This window comes from Thermostichus sp. OS-CIW-31 (assembly GCF_054060305.1).
This window is the reverse complement of the sequence record NZ_JBSSDA010000021.1, coordinates 26,096-47,924: the sequence shown is the minus strand read 5'-3', so window position 1 is coordinate 47,924 and position 21,829 is coordinate 26,096. Positions and strand designations below refer to the sequence as shown.

Annotated in this window: 20 protein-coding genes and 1 tRNA gene; 11 read left to right on the top strand and 10 right to left on the bottom strand. The window is 60.2% G+C overall.

Features of this window, described 5'->3' with window-relative positions; genetic code table 11:
* Positions 1-43 precede the first annotated feature (43 nt).
* On the top strand, positions 44-850 hold the full coding sequence (gene surE, locus ACVWY9_RS11800) for a 5'/3'-nucleotidase SurE (protein ID WP_414419291.1): 807 nt from the start codon (positions 44-46) through the stop codon (positions 848-850).
* Here surE and ACVWY9_RS11795 read toward each other — a convergent pair.
* Positions 773-1,420, bottom strand: a complete 648-nt coding sequence (locus ACVWY9_RS11795) for a DUF3318 domain-containing protein (RefSeq protein ID WP_457388506.1) — start codon at positions 1,418-1,420, stop codon at positions 773-775. The genes surE and ACVWY9_RS11795 overlap by 78 nt on opposite strands.
* 248 nt (positions 1,421-1,668) lie before the next feature.
* Between ACVWY9_RS11795 and ACVWY9_RS11790 the strand changes: the two genes are divergently transcribed.
* From ACVWY9_RS11790 to ACVWY9_RS11775, 4 genes are all read left to right on the top strand, one after another.
* Positions 1,669-2,475, top strand: coding sequence for a GvpL/GvpF family gas vesicle protein (locus ACVWY9_RS11790; RefSeq protein WP_457388504.1), 807 nt, complete (start codon positions 1,669-1,671; stop codon positions 2,473-2,475).
* 204 nt (positions 2,476-2,679) lie between these two features.
* Complete coding sequence (locus tag ACVWY9_RS11785) at positions 2,680-3,990, top strand: homoserine dehydrogenase (RefSeq protein WP_011433040.1); 1,311 nt, start codon at positions 2,680-2,682, stop codon at positions 3,988-3,990.
* A gap of 118 nt (positions 3,991-4,108) precedes the next feature.
* The gene (hemG, locus tag ACVWY9_RS11780) at positions 4,109-5,668 is read left to right on the top strand and encodes a protoporphyrinogen oxidase (RefSeq protein WP_457388502.1); all 1,560 of its coding nucleotides are present in this window, start codon (positions 4,109-4,111) and stop codon (positions 5,666-5,668) included.
* A gap of 53 nt (positions 5,669-5,721) precedes the next feature.
* On the top strand, positions 5,722-6,900 hold the full coding sequence (locus ACVWY9_RS11775) for a DUF3326 domain-containing protein (RefSeq protein ID WP_457388500.1): 1,179 nt from the start codon (positions 5,722-5,724) through the stop codon (positions 6,898-6,900).
* A 13-nt stretch (positions 6,901-6,913) separates the two neighbouring features.
* Here the strand turns inward: ACVWY9_RS11775 and ACVWY9_RS11770 are convergent, their stop codons facing one another.
* A complete protein-coding gene (locus ACVWY9_RS11770) occupies positions 6,914-7,819 on the bottom strand; it encodes a leucine-rich repeat domain-containing protein (RefSeq protein WP_457388498.1) in 906 nt (301 codons plus the stop codon).
* Positions 7,820-8,005: 186 nt separating this feature from the next.
* On the opposite strand from ACVWY9_RS11770, the gene ACVWY9_RS11765 reads away from it, so the two are divergent.
* The gene (locus ACVWY9_RS11765; RefSeq protein ID WP_011433036.1) at positions 8,006-9,256 is read left to right on the top strand and encodes an LL-diaminopimelate aminotransferase; all 1,251 of its coding nucleotides are present in this window, start codon (positions 8,006-8,008) and stop codon (positions 9,254-9,256) included.
* On the opposite strand, the gene ACVWY9_RS11760 is transcribed toward ACVWY9_RS11765, so the two are convergent.
* Together ACVWY9_RS11760 and ACVWY9_RS11755 are read right to left on the bottom strand one after the other, a co-directional pair.
* Positions 9,253-9,567, bottom strand: coding sequence for a hypothetical protein (locus tag ACVWY9_RS11760; RefSeq protein WP_414342116.1), 315 nt, complete (start codon positions 9,565-9,567; stop codon positions 9,253-9,255). The genes ACVWY9_RS11765 and ACVWY9_RS11760 overlap by 4 nt on opposite strands.
* Positions 9,568-9,694: 127 nt before the next feature.
* On the bottom strand, positions 9,695-10,519 hold the full coding sequence (locus ACVWY9_RS11755; protein WP_011433035.1) for a creatininase family protein: 825 nt from the start codon (positions 10,517-10,519) through the stop codon (positions 9,695-9,697).
* A 174-nt stretch (positions 10,520-10,693) separates the two neighbouring features.
* Between ACVWY9_RS11755 and ACVWY9_RS11750 the strand changes: the two genes are divergently transcribed.
* Complete coding sequence (locus ACVWY9_RS11750; protein WP_457388496.1) at positions 10,694-11,116, top strand: hypothetical protein; 423 nt, start codon at positions 10,694-10,696, stop codon at positions 11,114-11,116.
* Here the strand turns inward: ACVWY9_RS11750 and ACVWY9_RS11745 are convergent.
* A complete protein-coding gene (locus ACVWY9_RS11745; RefSeq protein ID WP_457388520.1) occupies positions 11,113-12,378 on the bottom strand; it encodes an acetylornithine/succinylornithine family transaminase in 1,266 nt (421 codons plus the stop codon). The two genes, ACVWY9_RS11750 and ACVWY9_RS11745, sit on opposite strands and share 4 nt — an antisense overlap.
* A gap of 154 nt (positions 12,379-12,532) precedes the next feature.
* Between ACVWY9_RS11745 and cysC the strand changes: the two genes are divergently transcribed.
* Together cysC and ACVWY9_RS11735 are read left to right on the top strand one after the other, a co-directional pair.
* Positions 12,533-13,060, top strand: a complete 528-nt coding sequence (gene cysC, locus ACVWY9_RS11740) for an adenylyl-sulfate kinase (protein WP_457388494.1) — start codon at positions 12,533-12,535, stop codon at positions 13,058-13,060.
* A gap of 96 nt (positions 13,061-13,156) precedes the next feature.
* A complete protein-coding gene (locus ACVWY9_RS11735; RefSeq protein ID WP_011433031.1) occupies positions 13,157-14,092 on the top strand; it encodes an alpha/beta fold hydrolase in 936 nt (311 codons plus the stop codon).
* A gap of 9 nt (positions 14,093-14,101) precedes the next feature.
* Here ACVWY9_RS11735 and ACVWY9_RS11730 read toward each other — a convergent pair whose 3' ends face one another.
* On the bottom strand, positions 14,102-14,638 hold the full coding sequence (locus tag ACVWY9_RS11730; protein WP_011433030.1) for an HNH endonuclease: 537 nt from the start codon (positions 14,636-14,638) through the stop codon (positions 14,102-14,104).
* 223 nt (positions 14,639-14,861) lie between these two features.
* On the opposite strand from ACVWY9_RS11730, the gene ACVWY9_RS11725 reads away from it, so the two are divergent.
* Positions 14,862-16,472: a nitrilase-related carbon-nitrogen hydrolase gene (locus tag ACVWY9_RS11725; protein ID WP_457388492.1), complete on the top strand. Its 1,611-nt coding sequence runs from the start codon at positions 14,862-14,864 to the stop codon at positions 16,470-16,472.
* 66 nt (positions 16,473-16,538) lie between these two features.
* Positions 16,539-16,611, top strand: a tRNA-Thr gene (locus ACVWY9_RS11720).
* Between the two features lie 121 nt (positions 16,612-16,732).
* Here ACVWY9_RS11720 and ACVWY9_RS11715 read toward each other — a convergent pair.
* From ACVWY9_RS11715 to folB, 4 genes are all read right to left on the bottom strand, one after another.
* A complete protein-coding gene (locus ACVWY9_RS11715) occupies positions 16,733-19,033 on the bottom strand; it encodes a DUF1796 family putative cysteine peptidase (protein WP_457388490.1) in 2,301 nt (766 codons plus the stop codon).
* Between the two features lie 321 nt (positions 19,034-19,354).
* Complete coding sequence (locus ACVWY9_RS11710) at positions 19,355-20,704, bottom strand: sensor histidine kinase (protein WP_414424544.1); 1,350 nt, start codon at positions 20,702-20,704, stop codon at positions 19,355-19,357.
* 34 nt (positions 20,705-20,738) lie between these two features.
* Positions 20,739-21,320, bottom strand: a complete 582-nt coding sequence (miaE, locus tag ACVWY9_RS11705) for a tRNA isopentenyl-2-thiomethyl-A-37 hydroxylase MiaE (RefSeq protein WP_457388487.1) — start codon at positions 21,318-21,320, stop codon at positions 20,739-20,741.
* Between the two features lie 30 nt (positions 21,321-21,350).
* Positions 21,351-21,797 carry a dihydroneopterin aldolase gene (gene folB / locus ACVWY9_RS11700; protein WP_071818161.1) on the bottom strand — a complete coding sequence of 149 codons (447 nt, stop codon included), beginning with the start codon at positions 21,795-21,797 and terminating at the stop codon, positions 21,351-21,353.
* Between the last annotated feature and the right edge of the window lie 32 nt (positions 21,798-21,829).

Below are 21,829 nucleotides of genomic sequence, written 5' to 3'. Positions count from 1 at the left end.
TGGGACTCACCCAAGAAGTTGCCGGCAGAAGGGAAAAGTAGGAATGAAGGTATTGCTGACCAACGATGACGGCATCGAGGCTGCCGGGCTGGCCAACCTCAAGTTGGCCCTCAACTCTCTCATCCCGGAAGAACACTGTTGGATTGTGGCCCCCCACCAGCAGATTTCCGGCTGCAGCCACCAGGTGACAACGGGGCGACCTTTTCGGGCCTTGGCCCGCGGCGAGCGCACCTTTGCCGTCGAGGGATCCCCTGCCGACTGTGTGCGGGTGGCCCTATTCAAGCTGGCCCCAGCGGTGGATTGGGTGCTTTCCGGTATCAACGAGGGGGGAAATCTTGGATCGGATGTGTATCTGTCGGGAACGGTGGCGGCGGTACGGGAAGCAGCGATGCGCGGGATCCCGGGAATTGCCATTTCCCAATACCGAGCAGGGGGCCAACCCATCGACTGGGAGCAAGCCCAGCGGTGGACGCGGGAAATCTTGGCGGAGCTGATGGAACAACCCCTGCCCAGGGGGGCGTTTTGGAATGTGAACCTGCCCCACTTGCCCGCCGGATCCCCTCTGCCGGAGCGGGTCTATTGTCCCCTCTGCACCCAACCCCTGCCGCTCGATTATGCGGTGGAAGCCGAGGGAAATGGGGCAGAGTCGCTGTGGTTTCGCTATCAGGGCCGCTATGCGGAGCGCGCTCGGGATCCCCAAACCGATACCGACATCTGCTTCTCCGGTCGGGTGGCCATCACCCAAGTGCAACTGGCCAAGGACTCCGTCCCGCTAACGCGACCAGGCGTTTCCGCTGGGGGGGGTAGAAGCCAGGTTGCGGGCAATGGTTCTCAGCCGTTGCAGCCGTAGCGCCGTCAGGATAGATGCTTCGCCGCTGTCGCGAACGGTGGGATCCAGCTTCAGAACCTGTTCTATGGCATCTGCCAGGTGTTGAGCGGCCTCCTGTCGGGTGTAGCCGCGAAACTGAGCACGGCGCAGGGCAAATTCATCGGCGTCGAAATGGGCGCTCTCCCGGTTCAGGTTTTGCCAGATCTGCCGGACGGAGAGAGCCGTAATGCCACCTGCCAACAGAGCGGAAAAGGGGTGCTGCAAAGAGAGCTCCGCCACGGTGGTGATGCCCCCGAACAAGGCCAGCGACTGGTAAAACCCCGGCTGCAGCCAGTTGCGGTTGCCCAGCCAGCCCACCTCCCGCAGAAACAACAGATCCCGCTGTGGCTGAGGGATCCCTTGCCAACGGCGAAAATCGATGGCGATGGTGCCCTGGGGCTGCCAAGGGGCTTTGCGGCGGGAGATGAGCAGGGCTTCACCCCCGAAGTGGGGAACGACGCTGATCAAGGGTCGGAAAGAAGCGGGGAGCAGATCCCGCAACCGTTCGGTTTCTTCTTTTTCGAAGGGTTGGAAATCTGGGCGGCTGGTCATGGCCTCACCTGTTGGGGGGGTTGGGGTGGGGAGCCCGCCTAAAAACAGGCCCTGTTCCGGCCCCAGACACCCCAGCCTGTGCAGAACCGATGCGAGGTTAGTCTATCGCATCTCCAGGCTGGCCGTGGAACTCTGGCCGTGGAACTCTATAGGTGGAACCCTGTAGGTTTCAAAGATCCCAATCCTAGGTTGCGTAGACTGGGAAGGCGAGCCTACCCGTCTTACCTACTCGTCTTAAATCCGAGACCATGACCTTCCCAGCTCAGCCAGAACCCCAAGTGCTCCGTACTGCTGACGGGAATGAGCAGAGTATCAACAGCCCCCTTTACACCTACGCCTTCTTCCCGCAGCCAGCTCCAGAACTTTTGCCCTTCATCCGGCAAACCGAGGGGATCCATCGGTCGGTGCAGGTGTTCTCCCCGACAGGCAGCCGAATTGCCGCTGCTGTGGAGCCGATGCCGGATCCGGAGTCGCTGCAAGTCTCGGATGAGGTGTTGGTGCGTTCTGCCCTGCGCCACGACCAGGTGATCTGCCGGCTGTTCGCCCAGATGCCGGTGCTGCCCCTGCGCTTTGGCACCTGCTTTCTCTCAGCAGAAAGGCTGGGATCCCATCTGCTGTCCCGGCAGACGGAGTACGAACAAGCCCTCGCAGCCATTGGAGGGCGGGCCGAGTACTGTCTCAAAGGAAGGGTTCAACCTCAGCCCCAACCGGAGCCACAGCCCTCCCTAAGCGGGACGGCCTATCTGTTGGCCCGCAAGCAAGCCTATCTCCAGCAACGACAAGCCCAAGAGCAGCAAGAGCAGGAGCAGCAAGCCCTACAGCAGCTTTGGCCTTCCACCTGGCCTGTGCAAAGGGGGGATCCCCAACCGGGAGAGGCCTTGCGGCTCTACTTTTTGCTCACTCCTGCCGAGTGGGAAGCCGCCCTTCAGCTCACCCAAACCTGGCTGGCTCAGCACCCCCATTGGCAACTGGATTGGAGCGCCCCTTTGCCCCCTTATCACTTTGTCCGTGCCCTGCGGGATTCTCTGGCGGACAAGTGTATAGATCCCAACTAAGGACGCCGTCCCGCTAGCGCGAACAAAGTGCTCTGCATGCGGATCATGGTCGCGTTAGCAGAGCGTGGATCCAAGCGTGATAATGGTGAGGGGATCCCGTCCGCTTCCTGTTTGCATTGGCGAGGCGGAGCCCTCACAGGGCAAAGGACTCCGTCCCGCTAACGGGAACAGCAAGCAAAAGGAAGAGTTGTGGTCTAAAGCGCTATGCGCCGCTACCGCGAACGAGTTGGGCTATTGGGGCTGGGCACGGTTGGCACGGGTGTTGTGCAAATTCTGCAGCAACCCCGGCATCCTCTCTTGCAGTCGGTTGAGATTGCGGCGGTGGGGGTGCGCTCTTTGGACAAGCCACGGCAAGTGCGGATCCCGCCTGAGCGCCTGACCACCAATCTGGAGCAAATCGTGTCGGATCCGGAAATCGACGTGGTCATCGAGCTGATGGGGGGCTTGGAGCCGGCCCGCACCTTGATCTTAAAAGCCCTTGACCACGGCAAACCGGTGATCACGGCCAACAAAGCGGTGATCGCCCGCCACGGGGAGGAGATCTTTCAGGCGGCAGCCCAAGCCAAAGTCTCGGTGCTCTTGGAAGCGGCAGTCGGGGGCGGGATCCCGATTCTGCAGCCCTTGCAACAGTCCCTGCAGGCCAGCCACATCCAGGCGGTCTGGGGCATTGTGAACGGCACCACCAACTTCATCCTCAGCCAGATGACCCAGGCGGCCAGCTCATTTGAGGAAGCCCTGGCCCTGGCCCAGGCCCACGGCTACGCCGAAGCGGATCCCAGCGCCGATGTGGAAGGGTGGGATGCCGCCGACAAGATCGCCATTTTGGCCAGCCTTGCTTTCGGGGTGTCTGTGAAGCGGGAAGCCATCCCCTGCGAAGGGATCCGCGGCATCAGCCCCACCGACATTCGCTATGCCCGCGAGTGGGGCTACACCTTCAAGCTCTTGGCCATCGCCCAAAGGGCCAACTCTGGCGGGGAGGCAGCGAAGATGGCTTTGGATATCCGGGTTCACCCCACCCTTCTGCCCTCTACCCACCCCTTGGCCAACATCAACGGCGTGGACAATGCCGTCCTGGTGCAGGGGGATCCTTTGGGGCAGGTGGTGCTGTCGGGGCCGGGGGCGGGGCGGGGGCCGACTGCCAGTGCCGTTGTTGGCGATCTGCTGACCCTGATTGCCCACCGGCAAACGGGGGCTGATGCCCCCAATCCGCTGTGGGGATTCTCCTGCTTCCCCGCTGCCGCCTCTTTGATCCCTCTCTCGGAATTGGAGTCGGAGTTTTACGTGCGGGTGTTGGCTCAGGATCAGCCGGGGGTAATGGGGGCGATTGGCACCTGCTTCGGTCGCCACCGGGTTAGCCTGGAGAGCATTACCCAAAAGGAATGTCACCAAGAGCAGGCGGAGATTGTGATTCTCACCCACACCGTCCGGGAGGCCGACTGCCGGCAGGCGCTGGCCGAGATCCAACAACTGCCCCAGGTAGCCGGGATCCCCAGCCTATTTCGGGTGCTGCGCTAGCTGCTATAGATCCAAAATGCTCCGCACCGCTGACGCGAACGCGCTGGTGGGACGGGGAGCGGCTCAGAGCATAATTGTTTGACTCTTGAGGATTGAAAACCCCGTTGGAACCCAAAAGATGAACTCTTCTGTTGAGCACTTTAGCGGGACGCAGCCCTCGCAGGCCGAGGTGGTGGTGGTGGGGGCGGGCATCAGCGGCCTAACGTTAGCCTTGCGACTGCAACAGGGCCTATCCTCCAGGGATGACTCCACCCAGCCGCTGCTCCTGGCCGAGGCCAGCTCCCGCGTGGGGGGCTGTATCTCCACCCAATCCGGAGGCGGCTATCGCTGGGAAGAGGGCCCCAACAGCTTCACTCCCACCCTCCCTTTGCTCAACCTGATCGCCGAGGTGGGCTTGGCCGGTCGAGACAGCGGGACGGAGTCCTCTCAACTGGTGCTGGCCGATGCCCAGTTGCCCCGCTACATCTACTGGGAAAAAGAGCTGCTGCCGGTGCCCCTGAGCCCTTCTGCAGCCATTGGCTCGCGGCTGTTGAGCGTGGGCGGCAAGTTGCGGGCCTTACGTGGGTTGTTGGGGTTTGTCGCGCCACCGCCGGGCAAAGAGGAAACGGTGCGGCAATTCTTCCAGCGGCAACTGGGATCCGAGGTGGTGGAACGGCTGGTCGAACCTTTTACCTCAGGGGTGTATGCCGGGGATCCGGATCAGCTCAGCGCCTTGGCAGCCTTCCCCCGCATTGCCGGCTTGGAAGAACGCTACGGCAGCCTCTTTGCCGGTGCTGTGCAGGCTTTGCGCAGCCGTTATCGCTACGCGACGCTCCCGCGAACCCGTCAACAGGACAGCGGCAACTCCCCTATCCAACCTCCTCCCAAGCGGGGCCAACTGGGTAACCTGCGGCAGGGGTTGCAGCAGCTACCTGAGGCGATTGCCCAGAAACTGGGCAGTGCGCTGCGGCTGGGCTGGCGGGCTGTGCATCTCAAGCGGGATGAGACGGGCTACCGGGTGGGCTTCGTCATACACGACAGCGGTGCAGAGCACACGGCCCCAGAAGAAATCCACTGGGTGGCGGCTCAACAGGTGGTGCTCACCCTCCCTGCCTACGCTGCTGCCACCCTCCTGCAGGATCTCAACCCCCAGGCCAGCCGGCTGCTGAGGGAAATCCCCTACCCGCCTGTGGCGGTGGTGGCTTTGGCCTATCCAGAAGAAGCCCTCCCCCAACCGCTGCGAGGGTTTGGCCATCTGATCCCTCGCTCTCAGGGCCTGCGCACCCTGGGCACCATCTGGGCCTCCTCCCTCTTCCCAGAGCGGGCTCCTCAGGGCTATCACTGCCTGATCAGCTTCATCGGGGGAGCTACCGATGCGGCTTTTGCCCGCCAGAAAGGGATCCCGCCCATTACGGCGCTCTCCCCTGACGAGCGGGCCCAAATTGTGCATGCAGAACTCAGCCAGATCCTGCTCACCCGCCCTGTCGAACCCATCCGCCTGGGAGAGCGCCTGTGGCCCCAGGCTATCCCGCAATATACGCTTGGCCACCGGCAGCGGATTGCCCAATTGCAGGCCAGCCTGGCCGACCAAACCCCAGGGGTGTGGGTGTGTGCCAACTACCTGGATGGCGTGGCCTTGGGAGATTGTGTGCGGCGGGCCGAGGCCCTAGCCCAGCAGATCCTGTCCGTCCGGCGTTAGCGGTGCGGTTCCCGTTCGCGTGTAGCAGCATAGAGTGCTGTAGACATAGCAGCATGAGCCATCCCTACACCAGCCTCCTGCTCATCCCCACCGGCATTGGTGCCCGCATCGGTGGTTTTGCCGGGGATGCCCTGCCTGTTGCCCGCACCCTGGCAGCAGCCGCAGAGCGGGTCATCACCCATCCCAACGTGTTAAACGGAGCCAGTTTGTTTTGGCCGATGGGGAACGTGTTGTACGTGGAAGGGTACGGCCTGGATCAGTTCTGTGCGGGAGTGTGGAATTTGCGGCCAGTGCGCCAAAACTGTGTTGGGGTGGTGCTGGATGCCGGGATCCCCCCCGATCTGCAACAACGCCACCTGCAGGTGATGCAGGCTGCTCAGGCCACCTTGGGGCTCAACATTGGCCCCTGGCGCTTGACCCGCCAACCCTTGGGCGTTTCCGTCGGCTTCTCCCCCTCAGGAGCCAGCCAGGGATCCCTGGCCCAGCCTGATGCTCTCTTGGAGACTGCCCAGGAGCTGGTTTGCCTGGGGGCAGAGGCCATTGCCGTGGTGGCCCGCTTTCCGGATGACTTGGACTTCAGCCAGTACGAGCAGGGAAGGGGGGTGGATCCCCTGGCCGGCGTCGAAGCCCTGATCAGCCACCTGGTGGTGCGGGAGTTGCGGATCCCTTGTGCCCATGCCCCCGCTTTCTACCCTGAGACTTTCCCCAAGCCGGTTCACCCCCGCGCTGCTGCTGAAGAGGTGGGGTTTACCTTCTTGCCTTCGGTTTTGGTGGGCCTCAGCTACGCTCCCCAGTTCGTCAAGAGCGGGGATCCCGCCCAACCGGGCGACCTGACAGCAGAGCAGGTGGACAGCGTCATTGCCCCGGCCACTGCCTTTGGGGGGCCTGGCTTGCTGCACCTGGCCAGCCGTTATTGCGGCGCAACGCTGTCGCAACCCCACCACAATGCTCCGCCGCTGACGCGAACGGACGGAGTCCTTGCCCGTCCTCCGCTTTTCATTGCCGTCGAGGAAAACACCACCGTGATGCAGGTGCACCCCCGCCAGTTGGGGATCCCTCATGTGTCGGTAACCTCCTATCTGGAGGCGGTTGGAGTGGTGGTGGCCCACCGAGCAGGAGTGGCCTGGTCGTCGCTACGGCTCTCCTCCTCCACCCAGGACAAGCTGGGATCCCACACTTGCGCCGTTCGCGGTCGCGGTGCGGAGCACTTGAGCGGGACGGAGCCCCAGTAGGCTACCGGTCGCGTTAGCGGGACGGAGTCCATGAGCAGATGGGAGCCGGCAGGGGATCCGCCGGGTTTAGGCCGGCAAACCACTCCGACAGGGCGGCCGGCAAGCAGAGGCCGGGGTTTCCCTCGATGTGCAGCCGCTCCAGTCGGGGCAGTTCTGCCAAAAAGGTCGGCAATTCTCCCGTGAACTGGTTACGTGCCAAGCGCAGATCCCGCAACTGACTCAGTTGGGCCAGTTCGGGGGGCAGGGATCCGCTGAGGCGATTGTCCGACAGGTAGAGGTTTTCCAGGTGGCGCAGTTGCCCCAGTTGGGGGGGAATAGGCCCAGAGAGCTGATTGCGATCCAAAAACAGGCCCTTGAGGGAGCTCATCTGGCCCAGTTGGCCGGGAAGGGTGCCGCTGAGGCGGTTGTTTTGCAGGATGAGGTTTTCCAGGTGGCGCAGTTGCCCCAGCTGGGGGGGAATAGGCCCAGAGAGCTGGTTGTGATCCAAAAACAGGCCGCGCAGGTTGCGCAGCTGCCCCAGCTCGGATGGGATGGAGCCGGAGAATTCGTTGTAGTCGAGAAACAGGTTTTCCAACTGGCTGAGTTGCCCCAGCTCGGGCGGCAGGGGGCCGGAAAGTTGGTTGTGGCTGAGGGACAAGGCTCGCAACCGGCGAAATTGGCCTATTTCGGGCGGCAAGGAGCCGCTCAACCCCTGACGATCCAGCACCAGTTGGACAAGACACTGATCCGGATCAAAAAGGGCCACCTCCTCTACCTTCACCTCCGGACGGCCCAGAGCTGCCAAGATCTGCCGCAGCAAGAGGGGATCCCGACAAAGGGGAGCAGACCAGGCCCCCATCCCCCAGCTCAGCCAAACCCAGATCGCCAACAGGCCCACCGCCCACCTCTCGTGCCGAGCCATTCCCCTCTGCTGCTTCATCCCTGCTCTCCAAAGGATCTTTGCCAAGGTAGCATCCTACTCCGTCCCGCCTCCGCCGGGGTTGTTGCTATGGGCAGGGGAACCGCGACGTAGAAGAGTTCTGGCCCGGAACCGGCTAAGGACTCCGTCCCGCTAGCGCGAACAGCTACACTGAAAAGCCGATGACCTCCTCTTCGGCAAACCTCCATGGCTAGGATCAACGACCACTTCCTCAAGCTCAAGACCGGCTATCTCTTTCCCGAGATCGCCCGGCGGGTGCAGGCTTTTGCCACCGCCCATCCCGAAGCTCAAATTATCAAAATGGGCATTGGCGATGTCACCGAGCCGCTGCCGGAAGCCTGTCGAACGGCCATGATCCGGGCGGTGGAGGAAATGGGGGAACGGGCCACCTTTCGCGGCTATGGGCCAGAGCAGGGCTACGAGTGGCTGCGCCAGGCCATTGCCCGGCACGACTTCCAGGCCCGCAACTGCGATATCGACGCTTCCGAGATCTTCGTCTCCGATGGCTCCAAGTGCGATTGCGGCAACATCCTGGATATCCTCGGCCACGACAACACCATCGCCATCACGGATCCTGTCTATCCGGTTTATGTGGACACCAACGTGATGGCGGGCCATACGGGGCCGGCCAACGAACGCGGCGAATACGAGGGCCTGGTCTATCTGCCCATCACTGCCGAAAATCACTTCACCGCCAGCCTGCCCAGCCAAAAGGTGGATGTGATCTACCTCTGCTTCCCCAATAACCCCACAGGCGCAGTGGCCACACGGGAGCATCTGCAAAACTGGGTGGACTATGCCCGTGCCCACGGCTCCCTGATCCTGTTCGATGCCGCCTACGAAGCCTATATCACCGAGCCCGGGATCCCCCACTCCATTTACGAGATTCCAGGGGCGCGGGAATGTGCCATCGAGTTCCGCTCCTTTTCCAAAACCGCTGGGTTTACCGGCACCCGCTGTGCCTTTACGGTGGTGCCCAAGTCTTTGCGGGGGCAAGCTGCCGATGGATCCTGGGTGGATCTGTGGAGCTTGTGGTATCGCCGTCAATCCACCAAGTTCAACGGGGTGTCCTACATTGTGCAGCGGGGGGCGGAGGCGGTCTATTCCGAAGCGGGGCAAGCGCAGGTGCAAGGTCTGGTGCAGTTTTACCTGGAAAATGCCCGCATCATTCGCCAGCAGTTGGCCGAAGTGGGGATCCAAGTCTATGGCGGCGTGAATGCCCCCTACGTCTGGGTGAAAACACCCGATGGGCTGAGCAGTTGGGAGTTTTTTGACAAGCTGCTGCACACCTGCCATGTGGTGGGTACCCCTGGCTCTGGCTTCGGCAGCGCCGGAGAGGGCTATCTGCGCCTGTCCGCTTTCAACAGCCGCGCCAACGTGGAAGAGGCAATGCGCCGCATTGGCAGCGTGTTTGCGGGGGCTGGAGCCGTTGGTTAATTGAGTCTTGACCCAGAGGGCGAGGATTCTTTCAAGCGCTCCCCGCCGCCAGAGGCGAACAGCTTGGGCCCGACAGGAAAGATGACGAACCAGTCGGCGATACCGCCGCGAACCCTTTTGCCTGCAACGCAGCAACTGGGCCAGCTTCCCCTTCGGCTTTCCGGGTACTGCCGCTTCGACTGCAGCTCCTGACCGTTAGCGATGAAGATATCCATACCCTCATGGGCAGTGGCCAGGTGAACTTTGCCCAAATCCACCCCATTTCCACCAGAACGGGTGTGTTCTGGGGCCAAGGTATCACCCTTTCCCATTGGGCAGATAGAGTTTGCAGCAGCCCAGCAAAAAGCTGCCCTGATCGCGTCAGCAGGTCGTATCTTGGTCGGCCAGTTCTGGCGAAAGCCTTTCACAAAGCAGGCCGTAGGTCTTTTGCCTGGATCCCTAGACCAGCAGCGGGGCTTTGCGCCAAGCCTTGGGCTGCTGGAACCGGTGCAGATCTCGGATCAGCCGCACCCAGCCGTCAGACATGGACTCCACCAAAACTTTGCCTTTCTCCGGCGTGGCGGCGGTGGCATCGCCCAAAACTCCGCTCTGGGTGAGATCGCGAGTTGCCCAAGCGAAAGGGATCCGCCCTTCCATGCTGAGCAGGCTGTTTTCCGGCAGATCGTGGGGATATTCGCAGACCAATCGGTCGGTTCGCACCGTGTCCGGCAAAAGGTGCATCAGCATACTGGTCTCCCCATCGCCGGCGTGAATGCCCAATTCCCGTTCTTTCTCGGTAAACAGCTCTCGTCCTTCGTGGGGAACGCGCCAGACCGACACCGGAAACAGCATGAAATCTTCATACTTCTGGTGCAGATCGCGGGCAACAATCTCCAGGACCTGTGGCTGGCCACCGTGGGAATTGAGGAACACCAGCTTGCGAAACCCAGCTCGGTAGATGCTCTCTGCCACTTCTGTCAGCACCGCCATCAGGGTTTGAGCCGAGAGGGTAATGGTGCCGGGGAAATGCCAATGCTCGTTGGCTTTGCCGTAACATTGGGTGGGCAAAACATAGGCCGGGATCTCAGGCTCCAGCTTCTCCATGGCGCGCCCAATGATCGCCGTGCCGATGCAGGCATCCACCACCAGGGGCAGGTGGGGCCCATGTTGCTCGATTGAGGCAACCGGCTGAATGATCACCACGTTCTCTTTGTCGGGCATGGCCTGGATCTCCGTCCAGGTCAGGTAGGGGAAAAAGCGGTGGGGCGGGACAAAAGTGTGCATCATGGCGGGATCCGTTCAAGTTTGATCAGAAAGCTACCTAGCACCATGCCACAAAATCGGGTTCACGAAATGCCCGCAAAGACGGGATCCCCGGCCAACCCGCCTGCCAAAGAAAAGTAAGGAGGCCATCGATTAGGATCAGTACAGTCCATATCGTCTTCAGTTAACGATTGCATGACCCTGTTGCCTCGTTTGCCCGCCCGATGTGGCTCTGTGGAGAATATCCCTTTCAGAAGCCGCCCTTTGCCTGCCCCGGTGGAGGTGGGCAGCACTCCACCCTCACCCCGTCCCATCCTCGCCCTGCCAGGGTCGCAGGCCACCCTCTATGTGGAGCTGATTCAGGTTTCTCGCCACAGTCTTGAGGCAGGCTCTGACACCCCGCCGCTGCTCTGGGTGCGGCCTCTCCTGCTCAGGCAGGGATCCCAAGTCTTGAACCTGCGGGCCACCTCGGATTTGCTCTGGCCTGCTGCCGGCTTTGTTCCGGCCTATGCGGAGGAGGTATTGCCCCTTCTGGAACAGGCAAGGGATCCCGCTCCCCACGAGCTCCCTGCCCGACAGCAGTTGCAGGCATTTCTGCGGCAAGTCTGGCGAGGCTAGGCTGCCCCGGAATGGCCAAGGGAGGCGGCCAACCTTTGCAAAGCCGATGCCAACATCGCTAGAGCCGCGTCAATTTCTGCCGGGGTGACGATCAAGGGGGGCACCAAGCGCACCACCTGGGATCCTGCCGGCACCAACAACAGCCCGCAGTCCATGGCTGCCTTGACCACTTCAGCCGCCGGGATGCGCACCACCAAGCCCTGAATCAGGCCCCAGCCCCGCACTTGCTCAACGAGCTGCGGAAACTGCTCCGCCAAGCGGGACAGCCCCTGACGCAGATACACCCCTGTCTGCTGGGCATTCCAAACCAAACTCTCCGACATTAGCGTGCGGCAAACCGCCAGGCCCACCGCACAAGCCAAGGGGTTGCCCCCAAAGGTGCTGGCGTGATCCCCCGGCTGAAACACGGCGCAAAAGTCTTTCGCCAACAAGGCCCCGATGGGGATCCCACCGGCCAGGCCCTTGGCCAAGGTGAACACATCCGGCTCCACCCCCAGGTTACAGTGGCCCCACAGCATGCCAGTACGGCCCATGCCCACCTGCACCTCATCCAACATCAGCAGAACGCCCCGCTCGCTGCAGATCCGGCGCAACCATTGAAAATAGGCGGGATCCCCCGGCACAACCCCCCCTTCCCCCTGCAACGGCTCCAACAGCACGGCACACACCCGCTCGCCCCAGCGCTCCAACACCGCTGCTGTGCCCTCGATGTCGTTGTAGGGAACGTAATCAAAGCCGGGCACCAGAGGGGCAAAGTCTTTTTGGTATTTGGGCTGGCCGGTGGCGGTAATGGTGGCCAGGGTGCGGCCATGGAAGCTGGCATGGGCGGTGAGGATCATCGGATCTTGGATCCCGCGCACCGTGTGGGCATACTTGCGAGCCAGCTTAATGGCTCCCTCATTGGCTTCCGCCCCTGAGTTGCAGAAAAACACCTTGTCGGCACAGGAGTGCTGGGTCAGCCATTGAGCCAGTTGTGCCTGCGGCTGGTTGTAGTAAAGGTTGGAAACATGGTGCAACTGTTGCGCCTGCTCGGTGAGCGCCTGAATCCACAGCGGGTGGGCATGCCCCAGGGTACAGGTGGCAATGCCGGCCACAAAGTCCAGGTACTCGCGCCCCTGCTCATCCCAAACCCGACACCCCTGCCCGCGCACCAAGGTCAGGGGATAGCGCCCATAGGTGGCCATCACATGCTCGGCAAACAGCTCGGCAGTTGTCGGGGATCCCGAGGGGGCACTGGCAAGAGGCGAAGTTAGAGGAGACATGGCCGGTAAAAGATTGCTGTCGTGTTGGCGGCGCGGAGCGCTTTGGGGCTGGCGCAAGCCGTGTTTCGAGTGTACCACCCTGCTTTGGAGATGATATTCTGGCAGGGCCCAAGATTCAGGGATCCACAGCAAACAGACAGAAGCAAACAGACAGATGTCGCGGCGGGGGGTAACGGTCTGGTTTACAGGGTTGAGCGGGGCGGGCAAAACCACCCTAAGCTGCGGCGTGGCCCAGCAGTTGCGCGCTTGGGGGCTGCCGGTGGAAGTGCTCGATGGGGACCTGGTGCGGCAACATCTCACCAAGGGTCTGGGCTTCAGCAAAGCGGATCGGGATGAGAACATTCGCCGCATCGGCTTTGTGGCGGAGATGCTGACTCGGCACGGGGTGATTGTGCTGGTGTCGGCCATTTCCCCCTATCGGGCACCACGGCAGGAGGTACGGCGATATATTGGCAGCTTCATCGAGGTCTTTGTGGATGCCCCCCTGGAGGTGTGCGAACGCCGGGATGTGAAGGGCCTCTATCGAAAGGCGCGGGCAGGCTTAATCCAGAACTTTACCGGTATTGACGATCCCTACGAGCCGCCGGAACAGCCGGAGGTGGTGTGCAAAACTGCCGAGCAAAGCATCTCCGAATGTATTGACCTGGTGATACAAAGTCTAAAAAGCAGAGGTTATGTCTAACAGGCCCACTGCTCTTACGTTGCCCGTAGAGGGTGGGCTTCCCCCCGGAGTAGCTGCAAAGAACCTAGAATTAAGAAAGGCTTACAAGCAACTCCTATGGCTTCGACATCGGCATCGGCCACTCCCATTTCGGCGCAGTGGATCTGGCGGGGGCAGTCAGTTCATTACGTCAAACAGGGTGAGCAGGGGCAGCCTCTGCTTCTGGTGCACGGCTTTGGAGCCTCCACCGACCACTGGCGCAAGAACATTCCCGAATTGGCTCAACACTACCAGGTGTACGCCATCGATTTGCTGGGTTTCGGTCGCTCCGCCAAGCCCAACTGGGACTACCGCGCCGAAATCTGGCGGGATCAGCTGCGGGACTTTTGCCAACAGGTAATCCGTCGGCCTGTGGTGGGGATCGGCAACTCCCTGGGCGGCTATGTGGTGCTCAGTTTTGCGGCGGAGTGGCCGGAGTGGGTGCGGGGCGTGGTGCTTTTGAATGGGGCAGGTGGGTTTTCCACCCTCAAGGGATCCCCGACCGGATGGCGGCAATGGATAGGCGGATTGGTGGGCTGGGGCCTGCGCCAGCGCCTGGTGTCTTACCTGCTGTTTCAGTATTTGCGGCAGCCGCACGTGATCCGAGCCAAGCTGAAGCAGGTTTACTACGACCCGGCAGCCGTGACCGATCAGCTGGTCGAGGCCATCCATCGCCCCACCCAGGATCCGGGGGCTGCCGATGTGTTTGTGGCCTTGATGCGAGGTGGGCAGAAGGGACGCTATGTAGATGAGCTGCTGTGCAGCTTGGTGCGCCCGCTGTTGTTGATCTGGGGAGAACGGGATCCCTGGATGCGGGCTCGGGAACGCTCTAAGCTGTACCGGGCCCACTATCCTCAAGCAGTGGAATACTTCCTGGAGGCTGGCCACTGCCCCCACGATGAGCGCCCCGAAGAGGTCAATGCCCTGATTCACCGGTGGATCGAGACCGGGATCCCGGCCACCACTTCTCCCCCCATTTCCAAAGCTGCCCCTGTATCGGAAGTCCATCCCTAGGCGGCCCGTCTAGCTTGGGCTGTCCAACAATTCCTCCTGGGGATCCCCTTCTAGGCCGATGGTGTACTTAGACCATTCTCGATGGGAACCACTGCCGACGGCTTTGGAGATTTCAAAGTAAAGAGTGCTGTGGGGACGGCGGGGTTGGCGCAGCAGGGGCATACCGGCTTCGCGGGGGGTGCGGTTCCCTTTTTTCACGTTGCAACGCACACAGGCACTGACCACATTTTCCCAAGTATCCCCGCCGCCACGAGACCGAGGGATCACGTGATCCAGGGTGAGATCTTCGCCGAAGCAGCCGCAGTACTGACAACGATGCCCATCCCGGTAGAGGACGTTGCGGCGCGTGAGCGGGATCTCCTTATGGGGAACGTGGACATAGTGGCGCAGACGAATGACGGTGGGCAAGGGAATGTTGCCGTACACCACTCGGCCATTGTGCTCGATTTGCTCGGCCTTGCCCTTGAGCAAAAGAACGACTGCCCTGCGCCAACTGGTGATGTTGAGCGGCTCGTAGGAGGCATTCAAAACCAAAACCTTGCCCATAGTGCCGCGCACCGCTGACGGGATCCCCAACCTAAGCCGGAAGGCGCCAGCCCCCTGAAGTTATGCAAAATGTTAACACAGCTTTAGATTCAAGCAGTAGGAGTTCTGTGCTCCAGGAGATATTCCCGGCTGCTGCGAGAGCGCTACTCTGGAGAGGATCCGTCGGCAGGGGCGTGTTCAATCCCCGTGGGGTTTCCCGAGGAGGCTGAATTTTATTGAGGTGATGAAGCTGGAACTGAAATCTTCAACTCAACGGCAGGATCTGCCCCAAAAGAGAAATCCAGGCGAGGGATCCCGCTGGCTGATGGGTTTGGCCATTGCGCTGCTTTGTCTGGGATCCCCCAACCGCTGGTGGCACTGGTTTCCGGGAGCGCTGCTGGGCTTAGCCCTGCTGTTTGGCCTGTGCGAGCAACGGCAAGGGTGGGCGCGGTGGCGTTTGGCCTATGGCCTCTGGTTTTGGGTTTGCCTGTATGCCTTCTGGGTGGATCCCTTCTCGGTTAAGGTGTTGAGCGCCTGGGAGATCCTGGGGGGCGTGGTGGTGGCTCCCCTGATCCCCCTCTTTTTCACCACTGCTACGCTCCTGAGTTTGCAACTGAGTCGTCCCCTGCCGGTTTGGGCACGTCCGCTGGGCTTGGCCACGGTCTGGACGGGCTTGGATGGGCTGTTGGGCTTGCTCTGGTGGCCCATCCCTTTCCACTGGGGATCCCTGTTGTTCGACTGGCCCCTCGGGATCCAGGTGGCCGATGTTACGGGGATCTGGGGGGTTACCTTCTATGCCGTGTTCGTCAATGGGGTTCTTTGGCAGATGGCCAGGCAGATTTCTAGCCGGTGGCAGGCGCCTGGGGGATCCCTGAGAAACGTTTTGGGTGAGATGCTCAGGAACAGGGATTTCTGGGGTACGCTCGCCTGCGGCCTGGGGTTGACGGGGCTGGTCTTGGCCTATGGAAGCGTGCGCCTGGCCGACTTCGATGCCTTGGCCGTCGAAAACAGGGATCCTGACTTTCGGGTAGCGGCAGTGCAGCAGGTGGCTTGGCTGGAAGCCGATCGCAGTTGGAACTACCGCCTGGAGCGCTACCGGGAGCTGCATCAGCTTTCTGCCCAGGGGGTGGCTGCTGGGGCACAGTTGGTGGTTTGGCCGGAGGGGGCGCTGCGGGCACGGCTGCTGAATACCGGCCTAGAGCCTTACGTGATCGAGCCAATGCAAGCGATTCTGCCGCCGGAAGGCGCTTTGATTACGGGGGCAACAGAGCCGGATCCCCGCACAGCCCATTTGCCGGAGCCAGAGCAGCGATTTTTTAACACGGCCCTGTTGTTTGACGCCCGGGGCAACTTGCTGGATGGGTTTGGCAAGCAGTGGATCTTTCCCTATTTCGAGTCGGGGCGCTACGTGCCTTCACCCGATGGCTATCGGCCTCTGGACGGAGGGGAGCTTTTCGGGCCTTTGGGGGTGATGATCTGCTTGGAGAGCGTCTTGCCTGCGCCCAGCCGAACTTTAACCCGTCGCGGCGCCGAGTCTTTGATCGTGATTTCGGATGATAGCTGGTTTGGTAATAGCCACTGGCCGATGTTGCATGGCCAGCTCTCGGTTTTCCGGGCTGTGGAAAATCGGCGGGGCGTGGTGTTTGTCAATAACACAGGCGGCAATCTGGTGGTGGATCCCTCAGGTCGGCTCCAGCAGGTTGGCCCCATCTTTCAGCGGGGGGTGATTACGGGAGAAGTGAAGCGGCGTTCTGAGACAACTTTCTACAATCGCGCGGGGGATTGGCTGGCGTGGCTGACGTTGGGGCTATCTTTGGGGCTATGGCGCTGGGGATCCCGAGCAAGGCAAGGATGAGTTAGAATCGATAGGCCCACCGGTGGGTCTGCGGATTCTCCTATCCAGTCCTCACTTCAAAGCCCTGCTGATGTAGCTCAGTTGGTAGAGCAGCTCACTCGTAATGAGCAGGTCGTCGGTTCGAGTCCGATCATCAGCTTTCTGGAGTTGAACACCTCAGAGTCCCCTTGGGAGAAGAGTTGGGGGTGGTCGCGGAAGCGGCGCGGAGCGTTTGGGCAGCAGCGATCATTCTTTCGAATTGCAGTGAAACCTTGGAACGGCTACAGTTGTGGAGGGCACCAGAAAAGATTTCGGGTAGAGACCCCCAAAGAATGGAGAATATCTCTCATTACCCCTGTGCAGTACTTCCAATGCTCAGGATCTGCGCACATGCGGTCGGGATTTAACTCCATCTCATAATGGATAACATTGGGGATCCCGGCAAACTCATCAGAAGACTGAGGAGAAACAATCAGCAGCAGAAAAGGCTTGCCCCTGCGCTTAGCCGCCAGCTTATCCATTAAGTCAACAACGGCCTCTCGCCGGCAACCCCCTGTGCGCACAAACAAGACTTTATCGGCTTTTTCCAAAACATACATAAAACGCTTGGCGCGAGCAGTGTAGCGAGTTCGCATTCGCTCATGGATGGGATCCATATTCTGAAGTGGATCTTCCCCCTCTTCCACTTCATGGCCAAAAGAGAGGCCCGTCCACTTGCTGTGGTAAATTCGCCGATCTTCAGGACTGTAGTGTAAATATTGCGGATCCCACATGCCCTGAAACTCGTTGTGGATCATATCGGCCACATCGGCCAAATTGCTGGTGCGCGTCAAATCAAAAGGAAAGGCAGGCCCGTCATATTCCAACTTGTAGAGCAGCATTCGCACCGCGCAGCGATCCCCTAACGGCACAATGGCAACACGATGAATATCCGATAATTTGCAGGTGTATTCCAGCAGCATGACCGATCCAGGAGCAGCCTTTACCCGACTTTCGAGGCCACCTTCCCCGATCATCAAGGTGCGGAAGAGAGCTTCGCGGTGGCTCGGATCTTCGTAAACACCCATCGGCATGGCTTTGAGAGCAGCCCGCACTTCCTTCCACATGGGGTGGATGTTGTACTCGTGATTGCTCTGGTTGATCACGCACAGGCGAGGCATGGGATTAGAAGAGCCTTCTGAGGATCCACTGAGCTTGAGAAGGATCAACGATCCATCCTCGAAGATCGTTTCTACTGATTCCGAGGAAAAGAACTGGGCTACTGGGGAGAAGACCAGATCGGCATCTGCAGGAACGGAGAGGGTGGTTTGCACCGAACCATCTTCTCGTATGGAAAGTGAATATAGGGTCGCATCCCCTAGCCTTTCATCGCTTTTGCCAATATACAGACCCGGCTGTAGACCTGCTTTTTGGAAAGCGGCTTGCAAAGGCTGCCAAGTGGGCGTGATGGTATAGGGATAGGGAGTTACATTCACGATGCGAAATTGGTTTTTGCCTGTTTCTGCAGTCACCCAAAAACCATGCTCATCTGCAAAAACGACCCGTTCTCCAACGGGTTGAGCAAGCTTTCTACGAGCTGAACTAACTTGGCCGGGATCCAGAAGAGAGAGATCGATGGCCTCAAACATGACCTGATGACCCTTGGAATTGGGGTGAGCTGGGTCAAAAGCAAGGTCTGGTTTCCAGCGGCCCTGTCCATCTTCCAAATGGGGCAGCCAATTGAACACAGGGCATCCCCAGCTGAGCATTCTTTGCTGAGTTTCTTGCAAAAGAAGATGCTGTTCTGGGCCGTAGTTTGCATGGGGATAAACCCCTCCCAGAACTGGCAAGGCTCCAATGTCTTGAATTCGCTGAATTAACCGTCGCAGGCCGTTTTCAAACCGCCTCTGCAGGGCGCGGCGATGCTGGGGCAAGGCCGATACCAAGCCTTCATTTCCCAAGGACAGGGCAACAATAACGACATCAGGACGTTCAGGGATCACCGCCTGCTCAAACCGCAACAGAGTTCGGCTGACATTGGCCCCCAATTGGGAGAGATTTCGCACTTGATGGCCATAGCGCTCTTGTAGAGCTTTCTGCAACAGCCAAGCCCAACCTCGCAACAGCCAAGCGCTGCACCCCAGGGCAACGGAGCTGCCCAAAATGACGACTTTTAGCCCTTGCGGATTTTCCGGTTCGACCTCAGGAATGGGATCGGCAAAATAGCCGTAAGGATAGGCAGGGATCTGGCCAAACTCCCCATCCTCGACAATCAAAACTGCCGGTAAAGGTTCTGGTTCAAGGGGCACCCAGCGATTGACAGCGGTGGATTCCCAAATCACTTGCCCACCGGCTTGCACGCGCAGATATCGGTACTCCACTCGAGGAGTTTCTTTTAAACATCCACTGTAGGGTAACAGCGGGCCGGGCGCGCCATCTGCCGGGCTCAACGGCAACTCTACCCACCACAGCGGATAGCGAGTCGGATCCGTTTGCAGCCAAATGCAATGGCAGGGATCCCAGGAGCCCAATTTTGCGCTGGATCCCACCAAGGCAATTCTCTCGCCCGGCTGGGTGATGGCACGAACCTGGAAGCGATACATAACGTTTTCCTGGCACAGGATTCAATGGGAAATTGTGGGGCTGCGCGGGCGGACTGCACTCACTCATCACCCAATCGACAGCTCAGCAGCCGGCTGAGAGGGGCAAGAGCCTGGGAGCTGATCCCATCTCTGCCGTTTTATCCGGGAAAAAGAGAAGTTCTTAAATCTGGAAAGGAAAGATATCTAGTACCCAAAAATGTACCCAAAAATCCAGTTCAACTGGGCCAATACGGTTCTTGATACAGTTCTGAATAAAGACTCGGTCAATCTTGGCTTAAAGCTAGCATATTGACCGAGGGCTGTCTGTTTTCCAGAGCACTTTCAGACTCTCTCTGGGGTACAGATTTCCAACTGCCGCTGGGGCAAAATAACTTCAAAGCTGGATCCCTGGCCCAGCTCGCTCTCCACCTGCACCTGACCTTGATGCTGTTGGGCAATGCTTTTGACGATCGCCAGCCCCAAACCTGACCCTGAGAGGCGACCGGGATCCCCGCTGCGAGCCGGATCTGCTCGATAAAAGCGATCGAACACATGGGGCAGAGCCTGAGGCGGGATCCCTGGCCCGGTATCTTGTACCCGTACCACCAGCTCTGGGGATCCGGAGCGCAGCCGTTGTTCCAGCCTCACCTGCACCTCTCCTTGCGGGGGAGTGTGGAGAAGGGCGTTTTCAATCAGGTTGGTGAACAGGCGGGCCAATTGATCTTCATCTCCCCAAAAACCGAAGGGATCCACCTGGGCGGGAGAAGGTTCCGTCCCGCTCTCAGGGGCAGCAATCTCCAGCTGCAAGCGGATCTGCTTTTGGTTGGCCAGGCCCTGCAGCTCTTCCACCACCTGCAGCAGCAGAGCATCCAGCGCACAGCAACGGGGTTGGAAAGGCACCATACCGCTGTCGTGGCGGGCCAGAAACAGTAGGTCATCCACCAGACGACCCAGCCGTAAACACAACCGCTCCACCATCTGCCAGCGCTGCCGGGTGTCGGCATCCAATTGGGAATCCGCCAAAGCCACCTGTACCGCGGTTTGAATGCTGGCCAAGGGGCTGCGCAGCTCGTGAGAGGCGTCGGCGGTAAATTGCTTGAGCTGCTGATAAGACTGCCGGATGGGTTGCATGGCCAAACCGGAGAGCATCCAGCCAATGGCCCCCACACCCGTCAAACCGGCCACCACCCAGAGGGAAAGATCCCGGATCAACTGTCGCGTTGGCTTGCTCACCTCAAACCAGGGATGGCTGACCCGCAGATAGCCCAGCAGCTTCCCACCGGCCACAATCGGCTCGGTGAACTGGCGCAGCCAATACCCAGGGGCGATACGGGCAGTGTGCAGGGATCCCTCGGTCAACAGGGGGGCAGGGATCCCGCCAGGTACCGTGGACCAGATGAGCGTTCCCTGAGGGCCGAACCACTCCAAGTCGATGTGATCGTCCTCTAGGGTGCTGGGATCATCCCGAAAGCTGGCCTCTAAGCTGCGGCGGGCCTGCTGCGGATCCAAGAGGCTCTCATCCACCACCAAAGACCGCTCGACAATTTCCACCACATGGCCAAGGGTATCGTCCACCCGCTCGATCAGGGTTGACTGCACGTACCAATAGAAGCTGCCGGCAAACAACAGCAGCAACACTGCCGTAACCGTTGTATACCAGAAGGCCAACCACTGCCGCGTCGCTTGGAACATGGGAGCTGCACCGCGGGGGGAGAACGGAGTGGGGCTAGCTGTGAACACGGGGGTCGGGGTGAAGGGAAGACAAGATCTCGGCTTCCACCTGGAGTAGAGTATCGAGACGCTCCTGCACCTGATCGGCAGGGAACTGATCCAAGGCCAAATCCAAATAAAGCTGCCAATGGCGCTCCTCCGCAGCCGCCAGCCACAGGTAAAACTGCCGCAACTCCAGGTCAGGCGCGTGGATCCCCAACAGGCCCAAGCGTTCGTGGCTGCGGGCCTCGATAATGGCTGCCACCAGCAAGGTGTCGAGCAGATGCTCTGGCTCAGAGCGGCGCAGGTGTTGGTTCAGGCGACCCGCATAGGGCGCAGCCGACAAGGGCTTGATGGGGATCCCCAACCGTTGCAGGTGGCGATGCACCCGCTCAAAATGCTGCAGCTCCTCCCGCGCCAGCGGCGAGAGGGTTTCCACCAAACGCCCATTAGCCGGGTAGCGAAACAGCAAGCTGAGGGCGTTGCCCGCTGCTTTTTTCTCACAATTGGCGTGGTCTAGCAAGACCAGATCGATGTGCCGGATGGCCTGGTCGATCCAGTCCTTAGAGGTAGGAGAGGCGAGTTCTAGAGCAAGCACAGGGTCGGTAGGAAAGGGTTAAGAGAAGTTCTAGGGACGAACAATCTCCACAGTAACCCGCCCCGTCAGCTCCGGGATCGGGGGATGACACTTGGTCAATCGGATCTTAGCTTTGCTGGCCCCTGTCTCCCGCAGCACCATTTCGGCAATCGCCTCCGCCAAGCTCTCGATCAGCACAAACTGATTGCTTTTCACCAGTTCCGCAATCCCGGCCACTGCAGAACGGTAGTCGAGGCTATCACACAGTTGGCCGCTGAGAGCAGCCGGGCGCAGATCCGCCCACAACTCGAAATCCACCTCAAACCATTGCCCCAAAGCCCGTTCCGCCTCATCAAGGCCGGTATAACCGTAGTAGCGCAGGCCGGAGACGATCAGCCGATCCCGCAACTGCTCAGGGGGTTGCCGAGGGATCCGATCGGGATCCGGATAGGGCTGCTGACCGTCGCTGCTAACACTGGTGGGGATCTGTAGCTCCATCACAACCTCCCAGCTCGACCTGGAGACCCTAT